The sequence below is a fragment of the Streptomyces lacrimifluminis genome, assembly GCF_014646095.1.
Lineage (GTDB): Bacteria > Actinomycetota > Actinomycetes > Streptomycetales > Streptomycetaceae > Streptomyces > Streptomyces lacrimifluminis.
In genome coordinates this window covers 37,506-58,163 of record NZ_BMMU01000023.1, presented here as the reverse complement: position 1 = coordinate 58,163, position 20,658 = coordinate 37,506, and the positions used below count along the sequence as shown (strand labels likewise).

The 20,658-nt window shown below is 70.4% G+C and carries 19 protein-coding genes and 1 pseudogene; 5 read left to right on the top strand and 15 right to left on the bottom strand.

Translation table 11 applies throughout. The annotated features are described in order from the left end of the window. Positions 1–7: 7 nt before the first annotated feature. The 6 genes and pseudogenes from IEY89_RS28740 to IEY89_RS28715 all read right to left on the bottom strand — a co-directional run bounded on the left by IEY89_RS28740 (position 8) and on the right by IEY89_RS28715 (position 5,821). Positions 8–877, bottom strand: coding sequence for an HAD hydrolase family protein (locus IEY89_RS28740; protein ID WP_189150430.1), 870 nt, complete (start codon positions 875–877; stop codon positions 8–10). 88 nt (positions 878–965) lie between these two features. Next, positions 966–1,877 (bottom strand): LLM class flavin-dependent oxidoreductase, encoded by a 912-nt coding sequence (locus IEY89_RS28735; protein WP_189150429.1) that lies wholly within the window; start codon positions 1,875–1,877, stop codon positions 966–968. Positions 1,878–1,940: 63 nt separating this feature from the next. Further along, positions 1,941–2,397 (bottom strand): annotated as a pseudogene (locus IEY89_RS28730) (hypothetical protein). A gap of 23 nt (positions 2,398–2,420) precedes the next feature. Then, positions 2,421–3,002 carry an RNA 2'-phosphotransferase gene (locus IEY89_RS28725; RefSeq protein ID WP_373287306.1) on the bottom strand — a complete coding sequence of 194 codons (582 nt, stop codon included), beginning with the start codon at positions 3,000–3,002 and terminating at the stop codon, positions 2,421–2,423. A gap of 189 nt (positions 3,003–3,191) precedes the next feature. Beyond that, a complete protein-coding gene (locus tag IEY89_RS28720) occupies positions 3,192–4,946 on the bottom strand; it encodes an SDR family oxidoreductase (RefSeq protein WP_189150427.1) in 1,755 nt (584 codons plus the stop codon). After that, on the bottom strand, positions 4,943–5,821 hold the full coding sequence (locus IEY89_RS28715; RefSeq protein ID WP_229695463.1) for a M24 family metallopeptidase: 879 nt from the start codon (positions 5,819–5,821) through the stop codon (positions 4,943–4,945). The genes IEY89_RS28720 and IEY89_RS28715 overlap by 4 nt, the downstream gene beginning before the upstream one ends. A gap of 241 nt (positions 5,822–6,062) precedes the next feature. Here IEY89_RS28715 and IEY89_RS28710 point away from each other — a divergent pair, with 241 nt between their 5' ends. From IEY89_RS28710 to IEY89_RS28690, 5 genes are all read left to right on the top strand, one after another. Next, the gene (locus IEY89_RS28710) at positions 6,063–7,076 is read left to right on the top strand and encodes an ABC transporter ATP-binding protein (RefSeq protein ID WP_229695460.1); all 1,014 of its coding nucleotides are present in this window, start codon (positions 6,063–6,065) and stop codon (positions 7,074–7,076) included. Further along, complete coding sequence (locus tag IEY89_RS28705; RefSeq protein WP_189150426.1) at positions 7,066–7,986, top strand: ABC transporter permease; 921 nt, start codon at positions 7,066–7,068, stop codon at positions 7,984–7,986. The genes IEY89_RS28710 and IEY89_RS28705 overlap by 11 nt, the downstream gene beginning before the upstream one ends. After that, a complete protein-coding gene (locus IEY89_RS28700) occupies positions 7,983–8,894 on the top strand; it encodes an ABC transporter ATP-binding protein (RefSeq protein ID WP_189150425.1) in 912 nt (303 codons plus the stop codon). The genes IEY89_RS28705 and IEY89_RS28700 overlap by 4 nt, the downstream gene beginning before the upstream one ends. 10 nt (positions 8,895–8,904) lie before the next feature. Continuing rightward, entirely contained in the window at positions 8,905–9,624 is a 720-nt protein-coding gene (locus IEY89_RS28695; RefSeq protein WP_189150424.1) for an ABC transporter permease subunit, read from the top strand. A gap of 100 nt (positions 9,625–9,724) precedes the next feature. Then, positions 9,725–9,940 carry an SGM_3592 family protein gene (locus IEY89_RS28690; RefSeq protein WP_189150423.1) on the top strand — a complete coding sequence of 72 codons (216 nt, stop codon included), beginning with the start codon at positions 9,725–9,727 and terminating at the stop codon, positions 9,938–9,940. A 357-nt stretch (positions 9,941–10,297) separates the two neighbouring features. Here the strand turns inward: IEY89_RS28690 and IEY89_RS28685 are convergent, their stop codons facing one another. The 9 genes from IEY89_RS28685 to IEY89_RS28645 all read right to left on the bottom strand — a co-directional run bounded on the left by IEY89_RS28685 (position 10,298) and on the right by IEY89_RS28645 (position 20,448). Beyond that, positions 10,298–11,110 carry an HAD family hydrolase gene (locus tag IEY89_RS28685; protein WP_189150422.1) on the bottom strand — a complete coding sequence of 271 codons (813 nt, stop codon included), beginning with the start codon at positions 11,108–11,110 and terminating at the stop codon, positions 10,298–10,300. Beyond that, entirely contained in the window at positions 11,107–12,396 is a 1,290-nt protein-coding gene (gene serS, locus IEY89_RS28680; RefSeq protein WP_189150421.1) for a serine--tRNA ligase, read from the bottom strand. The genes IEY89_RS28685 and serS overlap by 4 nt, the downstream gene beginning before the upstream one ends. Before the next feature lie 547 nt (positions 12,397–12,943). Then, positions 12,944–13,876 carry a prephenate dehydratase gene (gene pheA, locus IEY89_RS28675; RefSeq protein ID WP_189150420.1) on the bottom strand — a complete coding sequence of 311 codons (933 nt, stop codon included), beginning with the start codon at positions 13,874–13,876 and terminating at the stop codon, positions 12,944–12,946. A gap of 199 nt (positions 13,877–14,075) precedes the next feature. Next, positions 14,076–15,380: an iron uptake transporter deferrochelatase/peroxidase subunit gene (gene efeB / locus IEY89_RS28670; RefSeq protein WP_189150419.1), complete on the bottom strand. Its 1,305-nt coding sequence runs from the start codon at positions 15,378–15,380 to the stop codon at positions 14,076–14,078. An 8-nt stretch (positions 15,381–15,388) separates the two neighbouring features. Next, positions 15,389–17,359: a copper resistance CopC/CopD family protein gene (locus tag IEY89_RS28665; protein WP_189150418.1), complete on the bottom strand. Its 1,971-nt coding sequence runs from the start codon at positions 17,357–17,359 to the stop codon at positions 15,389–15,391. A gap of 19 nt (positions 17,360–17,378) precedes the next feature. Next, positions 17,379–17,846 (bottom strand): copper chaperone PCu(A)C, encoded by a 468-nt coding sequence (locus IEY89_RS28660; protein WP_189150417.1) that lies wholly within the window; start codon positions 17,844–17,846, stop codon positions 17,379–17,381. Positions 17,847–17,896: 50 nt separating this feature from the next. After that, the gene (locus tag IEY89_RS28655) at positions 17,897–18,550 is read right to left on the bottom strand and encodes an SCO family protein (protein WP_189150416.1); all 654 of its coding nucleotides are present in this window, start codon (positions 18,548–18,550) and stop codon (positions 17,897–17,899) included. Between the two features lie 120 nt (positions 18,551–18,670). Continuing rightward, positions 18,671–19,399, bottom strand: coding sequence for a YcnI family copper-binding membrane protein (locus IEY89_RS28650; protein WP_189150415.1), 729 nt, complete (start codon positions 19,397–19,399; stop codon positions 18,671–18,673). A 182-nt stretch (positions 19,400–19,581) separates the two neighbouring features. Then, positions 19,582–20,448, bottom strand: a complete 867-nt coding sequence (locus IEY89_RS28645) for a hypothetical protein (RefSeq protein WP_189150414.1) — start codon at positions 20,446–20,448, stop codon at positions 19,582–19,584. Positions 20,449–20,658 lie beyond the last annotated feature (210 nt).

Below are 20,658 nucleotides of genomic sequence, written 5' to 3'. Positions count from 1 at the left end.
AGCTTCCTCAGAGGCGTTCCGCGAGCAGCCGCTCGATCACGACGGCCACCCCGTCCTCGTAGTTGGGCGCCGTGTGCCCCGAGGCCGCCGCGAGAACGTCGGGATGCGCGTTGCCCATCGCGTACGACCGGCCCGCCCAGGTGAGCATCTCGACGTCGTTCGGCATGTCCCCGAAGGCGACGACCTCCTCGGACGAGATGCCCCGCTCGGCGCAGCACAGGGCCAGCGTGCTCGCCTTGGAGACCTCGGGGCCGCTGATCTCCAGCAGGGCGCTGGGGCTGGAGCGGGTCACGGTGGCGCGGTCGCCGATCGCGAGCCGGGCGGTGGTGAGAAACGCGTCGGGGTCCATCGTGTGGTGGAAGGCGAGGATCTTGAGCACGGGCTCACCGTCGCTCGGCCCGCCCGGGGCCAGCAGCTTCTCGGCGGGCGCCAGATTGTCCGGCACCTCCATGTGCAGCTTCGGATACTCCGGCTCCTGGTGGAAGCCGTACGTCTGCTCCACGGCGTACACGGTCCCCGGCGCGGCCTCGCGCAGCAGGCGTACGGCGTCCAGCGCGTTGTCCCTCGCCAGCTCCCGCACCTTCACGAAGCGGTGGGCACCGGGGCCGCCGTGCAGATCGACCACGGCGGCGCCGTTGCCGCAGATCGCCAGACCGTGACCGTGGACGTGCTCGCTGACGACGTCCATCCAGCGGGCCGGGCGGCCCGTGACGAAGAAGACCTCGACACCCGCGGCCTCGGCGGCGGCCAGGGCGGCGACCGTGCGCGGGGACACCGACTTGTCGTCGCGCAGCAGTGTGCCGTCGAGGTCGGTGGCGATCAGCCGGATCGGGAGGGCGGCGGCGGGGGTCTCGGGCTCTCTGGTCGCTGAGGTCACCCGCCCATTCTCGCGTATGTCCACGCCCGCCCGTGCGGCGGTCCGCCCAGGTGAGTGGCCGCCCTGACCGGTCCTGGCCGGTTCTGGGTCAGCGCAGCTGCGCCGGCGCCTCCTGGGCGATGCGTTCGAAGACCCGCTCGTCGGCCGCGAAGTCGGAGTCGGGGATGGGCCAGTGGACGACGATCTCGGTGAAGCCCAGCTCCTGGTGCCGGCCCGCGAAGTCGACGAACGCGTCCACGGACTCCAGCGGACGTCCCCGGTCCGGGGTGAACCCGGTGAGCAGGATCCTGTCGAGCCCGCTCACGTCCCGGCCGATCGCGGCGCAGGCGTCGGCCAGCTTCTCCGTCTGCCCGCGCAGGGCCTGGACCGACTGTTCGGGCGTGCCGCTCTCGAACAGCCTGGGGTCACCGGTCGTCACCCACGCCTGCCCGTAACGCGCCGCGAGCTTCAGCCCGCGCGGCCCGGTGGCGGCCACCGCGAACGGCAGCCGGGGGCGCTGCACACAGCCCGGGATGTTGCGCACCTCGTGGGCCGAGTAGTAGTCGCCCTGGTAGGAGACGCCGTCCTTGCCGTCCTCGGTCAGCAGCTTGTCGAGGATCGCGACGAACTCGCCGAACCGGTCGGCGCGCTCCCGGGGCGTCCACGGGTCCTGGCCCAGCGCGGTGGCGTCGAAGCCGGTGCCGCCCGCGCCGATGCCGAGGGTGATCCGGCCGTTCGACACGTCGTCGAGGGAGATCAGCTCCTTGGCCAGCGTCACCGGGTGCCGGAAGTTCGGCGATGTCACCAGCGTGCCCAGGCGCAGCCGGTCGGTGACGGCGGCGGCGGCCGTGAGCGTGGGTACGGCACCGAACCACGGGCCGTCCCGGAAGGTGCGCCACGACAGGTGGTCGTACGTGAACGCGGTGTGGAACCCGAGTTGCTCCGCGCGCTGCCAGGCCGAACGGCCGCCCTCGTGCCAACGACGGTACGGAAGGATCGCGGTGCTCAGGTGCAGGCTCATGCTTGAGAGCCTAGGTGCCGTTCAGGTTTCACGTGAAACAGTCACCGAGCACTCGCCGAGCGGTCACCGGACGCGACTACCGAGCCACGGGCTGAGGCCGGGCATCGGGATGTACTCCTTGTACGTGCGGTCGCCAGGCAGCGGTACGACCAGGTGGCGGGCGTGCGGGAATCGGCGGGCCGTGACGAACGCGAGGCCGTCGTGGACGGAGCGGAGGAAGGCGGGGACGTCGTCGCGCGGGATGTCGGGGCACTCGACGCCCTCGACGGTGATCAGCGCGTCGTCGTCGGGGGAGAGGCGGACGGTCACCCGGGGGACTCCGCCGAACTCGGCGAAGGCCTCGTGCGGGAGCGAGCCGTCAGGGTCCGTGGTACGCCGATGCCCGCGGCCGTGCGCCGGGAGGTCCGTCGGCGCCGATGTCATGGCCGACCTCGATCTCACGGGCGTACTCGGCGGCGAGGGCACACAGGGCGGTGACGACGGCCTCGGTGGTGGGCAGGTGCTCCATGCCCTCGATCATGCCGGGGCCGGTGCCGCGCGGTGTCAGTGCGGAGCGGAGAACCGCAGATAGCGCGGCGGAACGGACTCCGTGAGCCACACGCCGTTCGCGCTGATGTGGAAGAGGTGGCCGTCGCGGTGCATGGCGGCCGAGTCCACCGGGAGCACGACGGGCCGGCCTCGGCGGGCGCCGACCCGGGTCGCGGTCTCACGGTCGGCCGAGAGGTGGACGGCGTGCCGGTTCATGGGGCGCAGGCCCTCGGCGCGGATCGCGTCCAGGAAGCGGTCCACCGTGCCGTGGTAGAGGTACGGCGGCGGGGTCGCCGGGGGCAGCCCGAGGTCGACCTCGACACTGTGGCCCTGGCTGGCGCGGATCCGGGTTCCGTCGACCGCGAAGCGCTTCTTGTCGTTGGCCGCGACCACGTGGTCCAACTCGTCGCGCGTGAACCGGAAGCCGTGAGCCGTGGCAGCCGCGATCAGCGTGTCGATCTCGACCCAGCCGGTCTCGTCGAGCGCGAGCCCGATCCTCCCCCACTGCCTTGAGGGCGTGGGAGGTGCCCCCACCGGCTGGTGCCGCAGATGCTTCGACAGGTACTTCGACACCTTCACGGTGCGTCTTTCGTCCATCTCTTTCTCGGTCATCCCACAAGAGTGTCGGGCGCGACGGTGATCACGCATTTGATTTTGGTTCGGAGGTTTGATCCACAGCCAAGTCCAGTTATCCACAGGGCAATTGAAGAATCTGTGGACAACCGGCCTACGTTTCAAGGCTTTTGGCCAACTTGAGGGGATTTGCCTCTTATTGGGGGTCCAATGTCACAGCGGCGGGTCCAGCCGCGCCAGCGCCCTCAACGCCCCCGGTACGAAGCGGGACATGAGATGTGCGCCCCGGGCTTCCGGCGTCACCGGTGCGACCGCCTCGTTGCGTACCACCGCGCGCAGGATCGCCGAAGCCACCTTTTCCGGCGGGTAGTTGCGCAACCCGTACAGCCGAGCCGTCCGCTTCTGCCGACGGGCCTGCTCCTCGGCATCGACTCCCGTGAAACGCGCGGTCGTTGTGATGTTCGTGTTGACGAACCCGGGGCAGATCGCCGAGACACCGATGCCCTGGCCCGCAAGCTCGGCGCGCAGACACTCGCTGAGCATCAGCACCGCGGCCTTCGAAGTGCTGTACGCGGGCAGGGCTTTGGAAGGCTGGTAGGCGGCTGCGGACGCGATGTTGACGATGTGGCCGCCCTGTCCGCGTTCCGCCATCTGCTTCCCGAAGAGCCGGCAACCGTGGATCACACCCCACAAGTTAACGTCCAGGACCTTCTTCCAGTCCTCCGGAGTCGTGTCGAAGAACGACCCGGAGATCCCGATCCCCGCGTTGTTCACCAGCACGTCCACCACGCCGTACTCGGCGGCGACCTTCTCGGCGAGCTTCTCCATCGCCGCCTCGTCCGTGACGTCGACCGGCTCCGCCCAGGCTTCGGGGGCGCCGACGAGCCGGGCCAACTCGGCTGTGCGGGCGGCGCTTTCGGCGTCCCGGTCGACGGCCACCACCCGGGCGCCCGACTCGGCGAACGCGAACGCCGTGGCCCGTCCGATGCCGCTGCCCGCCCCGGTCACCAGGACCAGCTGCCCGCCGAAACGCTGTGCGTACGGGCCCGTTGCCGTGGTCGGGAGCCGCCCACCCTCGTTGGCCGTCACGAACTCCCCGATCCAGGCGGCCACCTGGTCGGGCCGGGTGCGCGGGATCCAGTGCTTGGCGTCGAGTGTGCGGCGCACCAGCCGGGGCGCCCACCGCTCCAGCCCGTCGTACAGCCGCTCGGAGAGGAACGCGTCCCCCAGGGGCGTGATGAGCTGCACGGGCGCGTGCGCGTGTGCGTCCGTGCGCGGCCTGCGCAGGCGTGACCGGACGTTGTCCCGGTACAGCCAGGCGCCGTTGGCCGCGTCCGTGGGCAGGGAGGCGGTCGGGTAGCCGTCCCCGGAGACCTTCTCGAGGCGGGCCAGCAGCTTCGGCCAGCGTCTGCCGAGCGGGCCGCGCCAGGCGAGTTCGGGCAGCACGGGCGTGTGCAGCGCGTATACATACCAGGACCTGCGTCCCTGGCCCAGGAGTTGGGCGACCGCGCGCGGGGTGGGCCGTTTCAGGCGCCCCTTCGTCCAGTGGCCGAGGTGGTCGAGTGACGGCCCGGACATCGACGTGAAGGACGCGATCCGGCCCTCGGCGCGCGCGACGGTCACGAACTCCCAGGACTGCACCGAGCCCCAGTCGTGCCCCACCAGATGCACCGGCCGGTCCGGACTGACCGCGTCCGCGACCGCCAGGAAGTCGTCCGTCAGCTTCTCCAGGGTGAAGCCGCCCCGCAGCGGACGTGGCGCTGTCGAACTGCCGTGGCCCCGCACGTCGTACAGCACGACGTGGAAGCGGTCGGCAAGCCGCACGGCGACCTGGGACCACACCTCCTTGGTGTCCGGATAACCGTGCACAAGGATCACCGTGGGGTCCGCCGGGTCCCCCAACTCGGCGACGCACAGTTCGATCCCGCCCGTCCGTACCCGGCGCTCACGCGCTCCGTCGAGAGTCACTTCGCCTCCGCCCAGCGCCGCACGTGCGGCAGATCGTCGTCCAGCCAGAACGCGCTCTCCTGCGGGTCCGCTGAGTCCGTGACGACCAGGATCTCCTCGAACTTCGCCCCCGTGCCCCGGAATCCGAGATGTGGCTCCACCGCCCACAGACCCGGCTGCGGCGGGTGGTCGGAGAACCGGTACGGCGACCACAGGGGCGACCAGCCCTCGCGGTGGCCACGCAGCGCGTCGCCCGCCAGCCCCTTCAGGGACTGTGTACCGAACCCGAACAGCCGGGGCGACCACGACCGTTCGCGTACCCGGTCGACCTTGTGCGCGATCACCCCGAAGGGATACGCGCGATGCCGGTTGGCATAGCCCTGGCGGACCATGAGACGGTCCACGTCCTCGTAGATCCCGCGCAGCGGGCGCCGCTCGCGCACCTCGCGCAGGATCAGCTCGCGGTGGGCCTCCAGGTCGGCCATGAGCCTCTCCTGCACCGGATTGGCACCGAGCGAGCCGGAATAGCCGATGTCCGCCGCGAAACCCCGGTGGACCGGCGCCAGGTCCAGGATGAACGGCATCCCCGGCTCCAGCCGGCGCCCGGTCGGGAAGAACTGGAAGGGGACACGGAAGTTCACGAACGCCGTGCGGTCCCCGAACCAGGCGAAGGGCAGATGGAACCAGTCCCGCACACCCCGCTCGCGCAGCCACTCGCGCTGCATCCGGGCGGCTTCCCGCTCGGTGATCCCCGGCTGGAGCCGGGCCGCGACGGCCTCCGCGCACTCGTACGCCAGCCGTTGCACCCGTCTGAACCCGGCCAGTTCCCCGGCCAGTGCCCTGACCCGTCTCCCAGCCGGTTCCCCGGTGAGTCCGCCCGCCTCCGCCGTCGCCATTGCCGCCGCCACCGTCCCCATCGACCGCGCTACCTGCCCGTAACTTGACCCCCGCGAATCTGACACTTGTTAGAGCCCGCGTCAACAGCCGAACGCCTGTCTGTGGACAACGGAGCCGATGGGGACAGCCCGCCGTCGGTTGTTCGACCTGAGGGGGACCCCTACGGGCCCGTACGACTGAAGGTGGATACCGAGACAGCTCTTCGGGTTGACGACCGATGTGGTGTGCGCCACTACCGTCATGGATGTGACTGTGATCGCGACCGAAAGCCTGAGCAAGCGGTTCCCCCGGGTGACCGCGCTCGACCGGCTCTCCATGGACATCGGACCCGGTGTGACCGGACTCGTCGGCGCCAATGGCGCCGGCAAGTCCACCCTGATCAAGATCCTGCTGGGTCTGTCTCCCGCCACGGAGGGCCGGGCCACCGTGCTCGGCCTCGACGTCGCCACCGAAGGCGGCGCCATCCGTGAGCGGGTCGGCTACATGCCGGAGCACGACTGCCTGCCACCCGACGTCTCGGCCACCGAGTTCGTCGTGCACATGGCGCGCATGTCCGGGCTCCCGCCTGCCGCCGCCCGGGAGCGCACCGCGGACACGCTGCGCCATGTCGGTCTGTACGAGGAGCGCTACCGTCCCATCGGTGGCTACTCGACCGGCATGAAACAGCGCGTGAAACTGGCCCAGGCGCTGGTCCACGACCCGCAGCTGGTCTTCCTGGACGAGCCGACCAACGGCCTCGACCCGGTCGGCCGCGACGAGATGCTCGGCCTGATCCGCCGTATCCACACCGACTTCGGCATCTCGGTGCTGGTCACCTCGCACCTGCTCGGCGAGCTGGAGCGGACCTGTGACCACGTGGTGGTCGTCGACGGCGGCAAGCTCCTGCGGTCCAGCTCCACCACGGACTTCACCCAGTCCACGGCCATCCTCGCCATCGAGGTGACCGACACCGACGAACACCCGGACGGCACCGCCGCCATGCGTGACGCGCTCCACGCGCGCGGGGTGGAAACCCACGACGGCAGCGGCCTGCCCGGCGCCGGACACATCCTGCTGCTCACGGCCCAGGGCGAGGACACCTACGACCTCGTACGGGACACGGTCGCCGGCCTCGGCCTCGGCCTGGTGCGCATGGAACAGCGCAGGCACCACATCTCCGAGGTCTTCACCGACAGCGACGAACAGCAGCGCGCCGCACAACAGAGCACCGCACAGCACAGCGCGGGAAAGGAGGCGGTCGGCCATGGCGGTTGAGCAGACCCCGGCACAGACGGGCGCCCAGTCCCGCATCCACAACATCGGTTACCGCTCGTACGACGGCCAGCGACTGGGCCGCGCGTACGCCCGCCGCTCGCTCTACTCGCAGTCCCTGCGCGGCTCCTACGGCCTCGGCCGCTCGGCCAAGTCCAAGGTGCTGCCGATGCTGCTCTTCGCGGTGATGTGCGTCCCGGCGGCCATCATGGTGGCGGTCACGGTCGCCACCAAGGCCAAGGAACTGCCCGTCGAGTACACGAACTACGCGATCGTCATGCAGGCGGTCATCGGCCTGTACGTCGCCTCGCAGGCCCCCCAGGCCGTCTCCCGCGACCTGCGCTTCAAGACCGTACCCCTGTACTTCTCGCGCCCGATCGAGACCTCGGACTACGTCCGGGCGAAGTTCGCGGCGCTGGCCTCGGCCCTGTTCCTCATCACCGCGGTGCCGCTGGTGGTGCTCTACGGCGGCGCCATGCTGGCCAAGCTCGACTTCACCGACCAGACCAAGGGTTTCCTTCAGGGGCTCGTCTCCGTGGCACTGCTCTCGCTGCTGTTCGCCGGTATCGGCCTCGTCATCTCGGCGGCCACCCCGCGCCGCGGCTTCGGTATCGCGGCCGTCATCGCCGTGCTGACCATCTCCTACGGGGCGGTGTCCACGCTCCAGGCCATCGCCGACGCGCAGACCATGGTGGACGGGCAGAGCTCGACCGCCGCCCCCTGGATCGGCCTCTTCTCGCCCATCACTCTCATCGACGGGGTGCAGACGGCCTTCCTGGGCGCCACATCCTCCTACCCCGGAGGGGTAGGCCCCAGCACCGGCGCAGGCGTGGTCTTCCTGCTCGCCGTCCTGGGTCTCATCGCCGGCTGCTACGGCCTTCTGATGCGCCGCTACCGAAAGGTCGGACTGTGACCACGCTCAACATCGACCACGTCTCGCGCTGGTTCGGCAACGTGGTGGCGGTCAACGACATCACCATGACGATCGGCCCTGGCGTCACCGGCCTCCTCGGCCCCAACGGCGCCGGAAAGTCCACCCTCATCAACATGATGGGCGGCTTCCTGGCCCCCTCCACCGGCACCGTCACCCTCGACGGAGCGCCCGTGTGGCGCAACGAGCAGATCTACAAGCACATCGGCATCGTCCCCGAGCGCGAGGCGATGTACGACTTCCTCACCGGCCTCGAGTTCGTCGTCGCCAACGCCGAGTTGCACGGCCTGGGCGCCAAGGCGGCCCAGCGGGCGCTCGCCACGGTCGAGATGGAGTACGCGCAGGACCGCAAGATCTCGACGTACTCCAAGGGCATGCGCCAGCGCGTGAAGATGGCCAGCGCACTCGTGCACGACCCGTCGCTCCTCCTGCTCGACGAGCCCTTCAACGGCATGGACCCGCGCCAGCGCATGCAGCTCATGGACCTGCTGCGCCGTATGGGCGCCGAGGGCCGCACGGTCCTGTTCTCCTCGCACATCCTCGAAGAGGTCGAGCAGTTGGCGGCCCACATCGAGGTCGTCGTCGCCGGACGGCACGCGGCCAGCGGTGACTTCCGCCGGATCCGTCGTCTGATGACCGACCGCCCGCACCGCTACCTCGTCCGCTCCAGCGACGACCGGGCCCTCGCCGCGGCGCTGATCGCCGACCCGTCGACCTCCGGCATCGAGGTGGACCTCGCGGAGGGCGCGTTGCGCATCCAGGCCGTCGACTTCGGCCGCTTCACCGCCCTGCTGCCCCGCGTTGCCAGGGACCACGGCATCCGGCTGCTCACGGTCTCGCCGTCCGACGAGTCCCTCGAATCCGTGTTCTCGTATCTCGTCGCCGCGTAGGAGGCCGAAAATGTACGACCCCACAGTCGCCCGGCTCACCTACCGGGCCCTGCTCGGCCGCCGCCGGGCCCTCATCCTGGGCGCGCTGCCCCTGCTGCTGATCGTGATCGCCGTCGTCGTACGGGTCCTCGTCGGCGCCGACGACCAGACGGCGGCGGACCTGCTGGGCGGACTCGCCCTCGCCACGATGGTGCCGATCATCGGCGTCATCGCGGGAACCGGCGCGATCGGCCCGGAGATCGACGACGGCTCTGTCGTCTACCTGCTCTCCAAGCCGCTCAAGCGACCCAAGATCATCTACACCAAGCTGATCGTCGCGATCGGCGTCACCATGGCGTTCTCGGCGGTGCCGACGTTCGTCGCCGGCCTCATCCTCAACGGCAACGGCCAGCAGGTCGCCGTCTCCTACACGGTCGCGGCACTGGTCGCCTCCATCGCCTACGCCGCGCTCTTCCTGCTGCTCGGCACGGTGTCCCGGCACGCGGTGGTCTTCGGGCTCGTCTACGCCCTGGTCTGGGAAGCCCTGTTCGGCTCCCTGGTGCCGGGCGCGCGCACGCTGAGCGTCCAGCAGTGGGCCCTGGCCGTCGGCCACAAGGTCACGGGCGGCGAACTGATCACCTCGGACGTCAGCCTGACCACGGCGACGGTCCTGCTGATCGCGGTCACCGTCCTCGCCACCTGGTACGCCGGTCAGAAGCTGCGCACGCTGACCCCGACCGGCGAGGAGTAGGCCGGACCGGCCCCGGGCCCGGTCCGCTCTCGACAGGGGCTTCCTGACAGGGACTTCACGCGTGTCCGGGCACACTGGACAAAGGGGCGGCAGGACGGGGATGGCAGGGAACAGGGACAGGGACATCTGGGACGAGGTGGTCCTCGACGAGGACTTCATACGCTCAGCCGGAACCGCCGAACCGTCCGCCCGCGCCCGGATGCTGACGGCGCGGTGGCGGGCTGCGGCTCCCGAGCCGCAGCCCTGGCGGTCGGACGAGCCCCCGGCGGGCTGGTTCTTCAGCAAGTCGCGTCGCCGCAGGTGGCGCCGGAAGTAGAACGCCGGGCCGGCCCGGCACTCGGTCACCAGTTTTATTCGGTGGCGCCCGACTCGGCGTACAGGCACAGTAGTGGTGTCCAGTACGCCGGATCTGTCCGATGTCGTAGGTCTGACGTCATCGATCCGGTGGCTGGAGTCGGGTTCTGGGAGCGGAGCCGGGCGACGCCGGTGCACGGCGGTTCGCGCGGCTTCCTTCAGGGCAGCCCGCGGCGGGCTCCGGAGCAGTCACTACCCTCCGGGCGGGCCCGCTCAGCGGGGGGAGCTGCCCGGGGCGGCCACTTCGAGCGCGCGAGTCACTTCGCGCGGGCCGCCCTCCCAGGCCCCCGACCCATCTGCTCCAGCCGGCCCCGCATGCCTACGCCAGCAACCGCTCCAGCACCACCGCGATGCCGTCCTCGTCGTTCGACGACGTCACCTCGTCCGCCACCGCACGCAGTTCGGCGTGGGCGTTGGCCATCGCGACCCCGCGTGCCGCCCAGGTGAACATCGGGATGTCGTTGGGCATGTCACCGAAGGCGATCGTGTCCGCGGGCTTCAGGCCCAGCCGACGGGCCGCCAGAGACAGCCCCTTCGCCTTCGACAGGCCCAGAGGGAGGAGTTCGACGATCCCCTCGCCGGCCATGGTGACCGTGACGAATCCGCCCGCAGTCCGTGCGGCGACCTCGGTGAGCTCGTCGGCGGACAGGGTCGGGTGCTGGATGTAGATCTTGCCCAGCGGCTCGGTCCACAGGTCCGACGGTTCCGTGAGCGGGACGAAGGGCAACGAGCCCACGCCGGCGTAGCCCGGCCCGACCAGCACCTCGCCGTCGAGGCCGGCCCGGCTCGCCGCCAGGAACAGCGGCCCGACCTCCGCCTCGATCTTCGCCAGCGCGAGCGAGGCCAGCTGCCGGTCCAGGGTGATCGACGTCAGCAGACGATGCGCCCCGACGTCGTACACCTGTGCGCCCTGGCCGCAGACCGCGAGTCCCTCGTAGCCCAGCTCGTCGAGGACGTGCCGCGTCCAGCGCACCCCCCGGCCGGTGACGACGATGTGCGCGGCGCCCGCCGCGGTGGCCGCGGCGAGTGCCTCACGGGTGCGCGCCGAGACCGAGTCGTCGGAACGCAGCAGCGTTCCGTCGAGGTCGGTCGCGACGAGCCGGTACGGGAACGACCCGGCGGCGTCGGTCACTTGGCGACCGGCTCCAGCAGCTCCCGGCCGCCCAGATACGGGCGCAGCACCTCGGGCACGCGCACCGAGCCGTCGGCCAGCTGGTGGTTCTCCAGGATCGCCACGATCGTGCGCGGTACGGCGCACAGCGTGCCGTTGAGCGTCGCCAACGGCTGGACCTTGTTCTTGCCGTCACTGGTGTCGCGCATCCGCACGGACAGACGCCGGGCCTGGAAGCCGTCGCAGTTGGAGGCCGAGGTCAGCTCGCGGTACTTGTCCTGGGTCGGGATCCACGCCTCGCAGTCGAACTTGCGCGAGGCGGACGCTCCCAGGTCGCCCGAGGCCACGTCGATGACCTGGAAGGGCAGTTCGAGGGCGGTCAGCCACTGCTTCTCCCAGTCCAGAAGACGCTGGTGCTCGTTCTCCGCGTCCTCGGGGTGGACGTACGAGAACATCTCGACCTTGTCGAACTGGTGCACGCGGAAGATGCCCCGGGTGTCCTTGCCGTAGGTGCCTGCCTCGCGGCGGAAGCACGGCGAGAAGCCGGCGTAGCGCAGCGGCAGCTTGTCGGCGTCGAGGATCTCGTCCATGTGGTACGCGGCGAGGGGGACCTCGGAGGTGCCGACCAGGTAGTAGTCGTCCTTCTCCAGGTGGTACACGTTCTCCGCAGCCTGGCCGAGGAAGCCGGTGCCCTCCATCGCGCGCGGGCGGACCAGCGCCGGGGTCAGCATCGGGATGAAGCCGGCCTCCGTGGCCTGTGCGATCGCCGCGTTGACGAGCGCGAGCTCCAGCAGCGCGCCGACGCCGGTGAGGTAGTAGAAGCGCGAGCCGGACACCTTGGCGCCCCGCTCGACGTCGATGGCGCCCAGTGCCTCGCCCAGCTCCAGGTGGTCCTTGGGCTCGAAGCCCTCGGCGCCGAAGTCGCGGATCGTGCCGTGCGTCTCCAGGACGACGAAGTCCTCCTCGCCGCCGACCGGGACGTCGGGGTGGACCAGGTTGCCGAGCTGGACCAGGAGCTTCTTGGCTTCCTCGTCCGCCTCGTGCTGCTCGGCGTCGGCCGCCTTGACGTCGGCGGCGAGCTGCCCGGCCTTCGCCAGCAGCTCGGCCTTCTCGTCACCCGAGGCCCTGGGGATCAGCTTGCCGAGCGCCTTCTGCTCGGAACGCAGCTCGTCGAAACGGACGCCGGACGACCTGCGCCGCTCGTCGGCGGACAGGAGAGCGTCGACGAGCGCGACGTCCTCTCCACGGGCGCGCTGCGAAGCGCGCACACGGTCGGGGTCCTCACGGAGCAGGCGAAGGTCAATCACCCTCCAAGGCTACCGGTGCGAGGTCGGCACTCACGACTCGGTATTTCCCTACGCACCCCGTGTTGCCATTTGCCCGAAATGTCGATCTTTTCAATGAGCGTCAAGGAAAGCGACCGGCTTCCCTGAAAGAGTCGGGTGATGGTGCCTGGTTGACTCGAATCCCTTGTGGCGCAGGGGACTTGAGGGCGGGGTCGTCCACAGTAATCCACACCCGGGAAAAGTTATCCACAGGCTGTGTGAAAGATCTGTGGATTACGGAAGTGATCGTTTCGAAAGGTGTCCGCGAGATGGCCAATTCCCCAAGCAAACCACCTTCATGACCACTTTCGGGTGGAAATGCGTAACCCCGGCGAGTTACGCCAGGGAAACGAGTGGACGAAGGGTGGTCTTCCGAACTGTGGACCGATCGGCGGCCTGTAGGGCGATTTGTCGACAGGTCAGCGCTCCGTTGTCGACTTGTCCCCAGGTCGAGAAGCCAGCCTGTGGATAACTTCTGTGGATAACGGAAATCGGCTGGTAGGACCGGCCGGCAGGAGGGAAGGGCCGGTCAGAAGCGGCCGTCCTGGCAGCGAGCCACCCAGTCGGCGGCCGTCACGAACTCCTCGTCGGACGTCCCCGGCAGGGGAGCACGGACGTCCTCCACACCGATGTCCGCACGCGGGTACGAACCCAGGTACCGCACCTTGAGACAGATTCGCCTGAGCCCCATCAGCGCCTCGGCGACCTTCCGGTCGGAGATGTGGCCCTCGGCGTCAATGGCGAAGCAGTAGTTACCGATGCCCTGCCCGGTCGGCCGGGACTGCAGCAGCATCAGGTTGACGCCCCGCACCGCGAACTCGCCCAGCAGATCACGCAGTCCACCGGGGTGGTCGTCGCGCTGCCAGATGACGACGGACGTCTTGTCGGCGCCGGTCGGCGCCGCGGGCCGGGCGGGCCTGCCCACCAGGACGAACCGTGTCTGCGCGTTCTCCGCGTCGTGGATGCCGGTCTCCAGCGCGGTGAGGCCGTACCGGGCGGCGGCGAACTCACCCGCGAAGGCGGCGTCGTACCGGCCCTCCTGCACAAGCCGGGCACCGTCCGCGTTCGAGGCGGACGACTCCCACACCACGTCCGGGAGGTTGATCTTCATCCAGTTGCGGATCTGGGACTGCGCGGCCGGATGGGCGGTGACGGTCTTGATCTCCGACAGCTTGGTGCCCGGCCTGACCAGCAGCGCGAAGGTGATCGACAGCAGCACCTCGCGGTAGATCATCAGCGGGGAGCCCGCGACCAGCTCGTCGAGCGTGGTGGTGATACCTCCCTCGACGGAGTTCTCGATCGGCACGAACGCGGCCTCGACCTCACCGCTGCGCACCGCGTCGAGCGTGGCCGGCACGGACACCATCGGGATCAGCTCTCGGGTGGCCGCCTCCGGAAGCGTGCGCAGGGCAACCTCGGTGAAGGTGCCCTCGGGGCCGAGATACGCGTAGCTGGCTGGCATGACCTCACCCTAATGGCCCCAAGGGCCTGTCCGGCGGATCACGCCGGGGACGCGGGGGCTCACGTACGCCGATCAGGCGCCGCTGCTTTGCCCCGACCTGATCCGCCGGGCAGGCCCATGCCGAGCACGGCGCACGCTTCCCGACCCCGCAGCTCCAAGGGGTGACCCGGCCCCGGACACCACGCCGGGAGCCGCCGCGTCACCCCTCCAGCAACCACTGTCCCACGTACTCCCCCTCGCCCGCCCCGCCCGGTACCGCGAACAGCCCGCTCGACTCGTGCCGGATGAACTTCGACAGCGCGTCGCCCCGGTCGAGCTTGCGCTGGACGGGGACGAAGCCACGCAGCGGATCGGCCTGCCAGCAGACGAAGAGGAGCCCCGCGTCGGGCGTCCCGTCCGCGCCGATGCCGTCGTGGAAGGAGAAGGGGCGCCGCAGGATGGCCGCGCCCCCGTTCTCGTCGGGGCGGGTGATCCGGGCGTGCGCGTTGATGGGCACCACGAGATCACCGTTGGCGTCGACCTTCTCCAGGTCCATCGCGGTCGTCTCGGTCCCGCCGCTGAGCGGCGCCCCGTTCGCCTTCCGCCGCCCGACCACGTCCTCCTGCTGCTTGACCGACAGTTGCTCCCAGTCGTCGAGAAGCATGCGGATACGGCGTACGACGGCGTAGGAGCCGTTCGCCATCCAGGACGGTTCGCCGGAGGCGGGCACGAAGATGCGCTGGTCGAAGTCGGCCTCGGACGGCTTCGGGTTGCGGGTGCCGTCGATCTGGCCCATCAGGTTGCGGGCGGTCATCGGCCGGCCGGTGGCGCCCGGCGACCGGTTGAAGCCGTTCATCTGCCAGCGGACCCGGGCGGCGCTGCCCGCGTCCTTCTGGACCGCGCGCAGGGCGTGGAAGGCGACCAGTGCGTCGTTGGCGCCGATCTGCACCCACAGATCGCCGTTGCTGCGGGCCTTGTCGAGGTGGTCGGAGGAGAACTCGGGCAGCGGATCGAGCGCCACCGGGCGCTGCTTCTCCAACCCGGTGCGGGCGAAGAAGCCGTACCCGAATCCGAAGGTGACCGTCAGGGACGAGGGGCCCGCGTCCCGGGCGACATCCGTGTCGTCGTGCGCGGCGGCCTCGCCGGCCATGAGCCGCCGGGCGGTGTCGGACCAGCGGCGCAGCAGCGCGGCGGCCTCGGTGCGGCCCGCGCCCGCCGCCAGGTCGAAGGCGACGAGATGGCCGCTGGCCTGGAGGCCCTCGGTGATGCCCGGCTGATGTTTCCCGTGAAACATTGCCATGTCCGCGCCCACCGACGTGAGCGCCAGGGACGAGCCGGAGGAGCCCGAGTCGCCGTCGGAGGCGCCGACGGCATAGCCGGTGGCCCCGCCCGCCGCACCGAGCGCGAGCCCGGTGGCACCGGCGGTGCCGAGCAGCCGCCGACGCGAGATGCCCTGGTCGCCGTGGTGCTGGGCACCTTCCGCGGCGGTTTCCTTGTTGTTTTCCTTGGTGGACTGGTCAGCCATGGTGCGGTTCAGCCGATCTGCGCGTTCTTGTCGACCGTTACTTGGTCGATGTCGGAGGTCCGCACGGTCACGGCGATCTTCCAGACGCCGGCCATGGGGATCTGGACCTCGTTCGCCGTCCAGTGTCCGGTGGCGAGGTGGTCCGGGTTCACGGGCAGCGGCCCGATCTTCCTGGCGGTGAGGGTGAAGGCGACCTTCACCTCGGGCACGTCGAACGCCCTGCCGTTGGGCCGCTCCACGTACACGTGCATGACGTTGCCGCCGACGCGGGCGGGGTTGATGTCGAGCCGTACGAGGCCCTTGCCGTCCTGGCCGCCGGTGTCGAAGGGCATGTCCAGGGTCAGCGCGCCCGTCCCGTCGGAGTCCGAGGAGGAAGAGGACGACGCCGAGGCGGCGGCCTTGGCCTCCTCCTCCGTACGGCCCGGCTCGGTGGACGTCAGCACGGTCGTGACGGCGAGCAGCACGACGGCGACGCCCGCCTCGGCGAGCACCGAGCGGCGCAGCCCCGAGCGCAGGGGGTCGGCGTCGCGCAGCCGCTTCAGCCGCGCGGTGTCGACGGCGGCCCGCTGCCGGGCGAGCTGGGCGGCCCGTTCGGCGCCCGTGCCCCCGCCGGCCCCTGCGGTGACCGGTTCCTTCTCGGGGGCGTCGGCCTGGGCCTCGGCACTCTCCGTGTCCTGCGCTGCCTCGGCTGCGGCGGTCTCCGGCAGCTGGGCGGTCCAGCGGCGCGAGATGCAGGCGACGCCGACGAGGACGACCACCAGGCCGACCTTGACGAGCAGCAGCTGTCCGTACGAGGTGCCGGTGAGTGCCGACCAGGAGCCGAGCTGGCGCCACGACTGGTAGATCCCGGTCGCGACCAGCGCCAGCACGCTGCCGAAGGCGACGCGCGAGAAGCGGCGGACGGCCGAACCCTCCACCGGGGCGTCCGCGGGAGCCCGGAACAGTGCGACCAGGAGCGCCGAGAGGCCGCCGAGCCAGAGGGCGACGGCGATCAGGTGGATCACGTCGACGGGCATCGCGATGTCGGTCTGGAGGCCGGTCGAGGCGTGTTCGGCAAGCGCCCAGGTGGCGGCAAGCCCGATCGCGACGACACCGCCGCCGATGCCGAGCCCGAAGGTGAGGTCCCGCCTCGCGGAACCGTCGTCCAGTTCCTCCTCGTCCTCCCCGTCCTCGTCGTCCGCTGTCTCGGGCCGGGCGTACGCGCCGAAGAGGACCGCGATGAACAGCGCGCCGGCCGCGAGCAGCAGCAGCCGGGAGACGAGGGCGGCGCCCGTCTTGGTCTGGAGGACGTCTGAGAGGAGGCCCAGGTCGAAGATGGCGCCGACCTTGCCGGAGCCGGTGTACGAGCCGCGCATCAGCAGCAGCGCGAGCGTGGCCGCGGTCATCGCGAGCCACCCGGAGACGACGAGCCGCTGCAACGCCCGTACGCCGGAACCGCGCTGCCAGCAGGCGAGGACGAAGGCGGCGCCGCCGACCATGACGATGAAGCCCGCGTACGAGACGTACCGGCCGAAGCCGTACAGGGCGCCGACGACTCCGCCGCCGGCCGTCTGGGCGGAGACCGAGACGGAGGTGACGGAGGGGGCACCGATGGAGAAGGTGAAGGCGCCGGCGACGGGGTGGCTGTCCGCCGAGACGACCTGGTAGGCGACGGTGAACGTACCGTCGGGCAGCCCGGAGTGGAGCGGGACGCCGTAGGTCGTGCCGTTCAGCTCGGTCGCCTTGCCGGTGTCGACGCGCTTGCCCTTGGGGTCGAGCACGCGGAACGCGTCGTCGGACAGGGCGACCTTCTCGGAGAAGGTCAGCGTCACCTGGGTCGGGGCCTTGTCGACCACCACACCCTGTTGCGGGGCGCTGCCGGTGAGCGCGGCGTGTGCGGAGACCGGCGTGGCGCCGGACAGCACGGCGAGCAGCGCGGCGGCGACCGCGAGGAACAGCAGCACCAGGGGCCGCACGCGCGGTGCGATGGTCTGTGTCACGGTGTTCCCTCCCTCGGTCTCAGTGTCCGGTCTTCGGGTTGTACGTCGCCGACTTCACCGGCATCTCGACGGTGATCGGCGAGGTTTTGGCAAAGTGCAGCCGCACGGAGACCTTCTCGCCCTCCCGCGGTTTGCGCTTGAGCCGCTCGAACATCAGATGGTCGCCGCCGCTCTGCAGGACGAGTTCGCCGTGGGCCGGGATGTCGAGGCGCTCGGCCTCCTCCATGGTCTGGCCGACGGTCCTGTGCACGGTGACATCGCCGGCGACATCGCTGGTGACGCGGGTGAGTACGTCACCGGCGGCGCCCTTGTTGGTGATGACGAGGAACCCGGCCGCCATGGAGTCCGAGACGGGCTGGGGCATGTAGGCGGAGCCGACCGACAGGCCGGCGCCGTCCGGGGAGTCCCCGGAGTCCGGGCTCCCGCACCCGGTGAGGGCGAGTGCTCCGGCGAGCACCGCGGCCGTCGCGACGGCGAGACGCCGCACCGGTCGCACACGACGAACAGGCCGCACAGGACTCACGACCCTCGGGTGGCTCACGGGTTCTGCCCCTTGATGAGCTTGGGGAGGTCCTTGATGTAGTCGTCGACGGTGGCGTCCTCGCCGTACAGGACATAGCCGCCGTCGGTCTTCGGGGAGAACGCGATGACCTGGGTGCCGTGCATCGAGATCGTCTTGCCGTTCTTGTCCTTCGACGTCGGCTCGATGGAGATGCCGAGGGTGCGGGCGCCCGCCTGGATGGTGGCGAAGTCGCCGGTCAGGCCGACCACCTGGGGGTCGATGCCCTTGAGCCACTTGCCGAGCGCGGCCGGGGTGTCCCGCTTCGGGTCGGTGGTGACGAACACGATGCGGAGCTTGTCCTGGTCGGCCGGGGACAGCTTCTTCTTGGCGACGGCGATGTTGCTCATCGTCAGTGGGCAGACGTCGGGGCAGTTGGTGTAGCCGAAGTAGACGAGCGTGGGCCGGCCCTTGGTCTCCGCGCGGAGGTCGTACGGCTTGCCCTGGGTGTCGGTGAGGACGAGGTCGGGCTTCTCGAACGGCTGGTCGAGGATCGTGGCCGCCTTGTCGGAGCCGGCCTCGACGGAGACATCGGCGACGGACTGGCCCGAGTCGTCACCGCTGCCGCAGGCGGAGAGGGTCAGGGTGGCCGCGACGAGCAGGGCGGACGCGGCGAACAGCTTCTTGCGCATAAGGAGAGTTCCCGAAGGTGTTGTTCGTGGAAGGTTCGGTGCGTACCCCAGGGTGTGCGGGACACCGGGGGCGTACGGGACAACCGCACGCCCCCGGCGCGCACCGGAGGTGAACGGGTGTCAGACGGTGGTGCGGCGGCGTCCGGCCACGCCGTACGCCACGCCCGCGACACCGACGACGATGCCCACGACGCCCAGCACGCGCGCGGTGGTGTCGCTGCTGTCGGCGGGCTCGGCGGCGGTGGTCGTGGTCTTCGCGGCGGCCGGCTCGGCGGGCTCCGCCGATTCCGCGGCGCCGCCGTGATGGCCCCCGGTGGCGGCGGACAGGGCGAGCACCGGAGCGGGGTTGTCGGGCTCCTCGGCCCCGTCCTTCGGGACCTCGATCCAGCGGACGACCTCCTTGTTGGAGTACGTCTGGAGCGCCTTGAAGACGAGTTCGTCGGTGTCCTCGGGCAGCTGGCCGACAGAGAGCGGGAACTTCTGGAAGAAGCCGGGCTCGACGCCCTTGCCGGTGGCGGTCCAGGTGACCTTGGAGACGGCCTCGGAGATCTTCTCGCCGTGCAGTTCGAGGGGCTTGGCCAGCTTGGACCTGGTGACCTTCACGGTCCAGCCGTCGACCGGCTGCGGCATCACCGAGGCGAGCGGGTGGTCGGTCGGGAAGCTGACCTCGAGCTTGGTGGTCGAGGCGTTGTCGCGCTCGTTCGGCACCTTGAAGTTGACGGTCGCGTAGCCGCCCTTGGCGGCGGTGCCCTCGGCCGAAACGCTGACGTGCGCGAAGGCGGGGCCGGACAGGACGAGGACGCCGGCACCGGCGAGAGCGGCGGTGGCGGCGATACGGGAAACCTTCATGACGGAGGCGCTCCACTTCGAGTGAGGTCCGACGGGCCGGAGGGGAATCCGACAGATCGGAGCGGAAGAGGGACGCGCGTGCGAAAGGGTGCACACGCGCGTGCCGCACGACGGCGGCTCCTCCTCGGACTCGGAACCTCGGATCGGAAGACCCTGGGTACCCGGGGAGCGGTCGCGTCGTGTCAGGCGGCGAGCACGAGCGGGGCGGCCGGCGGACCGCGCCGGACCACCGTGTGCTGGAGCGCGGTGGCGGACGGCCCGAGGGGTACGAGCGTCCACGCGCGCGGTGCGTGCGGCGCCGTACCGGGCGTACCCGGAAGGCCCGTACGGAGTGCGCGCGCCAGCGCGAGCGCCCCGCGCAGGGATCGTACGAGCGCCGCCTCGGCCATTCCGTGCGCCGACAGCCGCATCAGCCGCAGCAGCGCCAGGTCCCCGCGGCGCAGCAGCCAGCCGGTGGCGACGGCCGCGAGGAGGTGACCGAGCAGCATGGGCAGCGTCGGCAGCAGGGAGGTGACGGACCCGGTGGACGCGAGGGCGTCCGACGCATGGCTCATGGACCCCATGTCCATGCCGGTACCGGTGCCCACCCCCGTACCGCCCGCCCCGCCCGTAGTGATCCGCGCGTCGGCGAGGATCCGCTGCGCCTGGGCCGGGCTGATCGCCGCGAGCGGCGCGCCGCACAGCAGCCGGGCGGCCCGGGCGATCAGGGCGGTGTCCGTCGTGGTGGCCGTAGAGGTCGTGGCGGCCGTGGAGGCCATCACCGACGACGTGGTGTGCTGCCCGAGTCCGAACAGGGTGTGCAGGGCGGTCTGACCGACGGCCAGCAGGGCCACGATGCCCGGTAGCGAGCGGGTCCGTCCGGCGAGCGGTGCCACACACGCGAGGACCCCGAGGAAACCGGCGCCCAGGGTCCACAGCGGAACGGAGGCACAGGAGGCGAGGGTGTGACCGGCCCCGGCCAGCACGACACAGACCGCGGAGAACACCGCGGCCCTCAGCATCCGGAAGGCGCTTCCGGAGGGCGCTGTGCGCCGGCGGCGGGCAGTCATGGCGGGCTCATCATCGCACTGGCCTCACGCCACCCATACGGCAGGTCCACAAGGTGGATTACGGCCGGGTAACACCAGGTAAAACCATGTACAACCGGAAGATCGCTTCTGTCGGTTGATGCACTACATACACCGATTGCAGCCCTCGGTGCATCCCCCGTATGGGCGGCATCACGTCAACTGCGTGCTTACACACCGCCACTGGCGGCA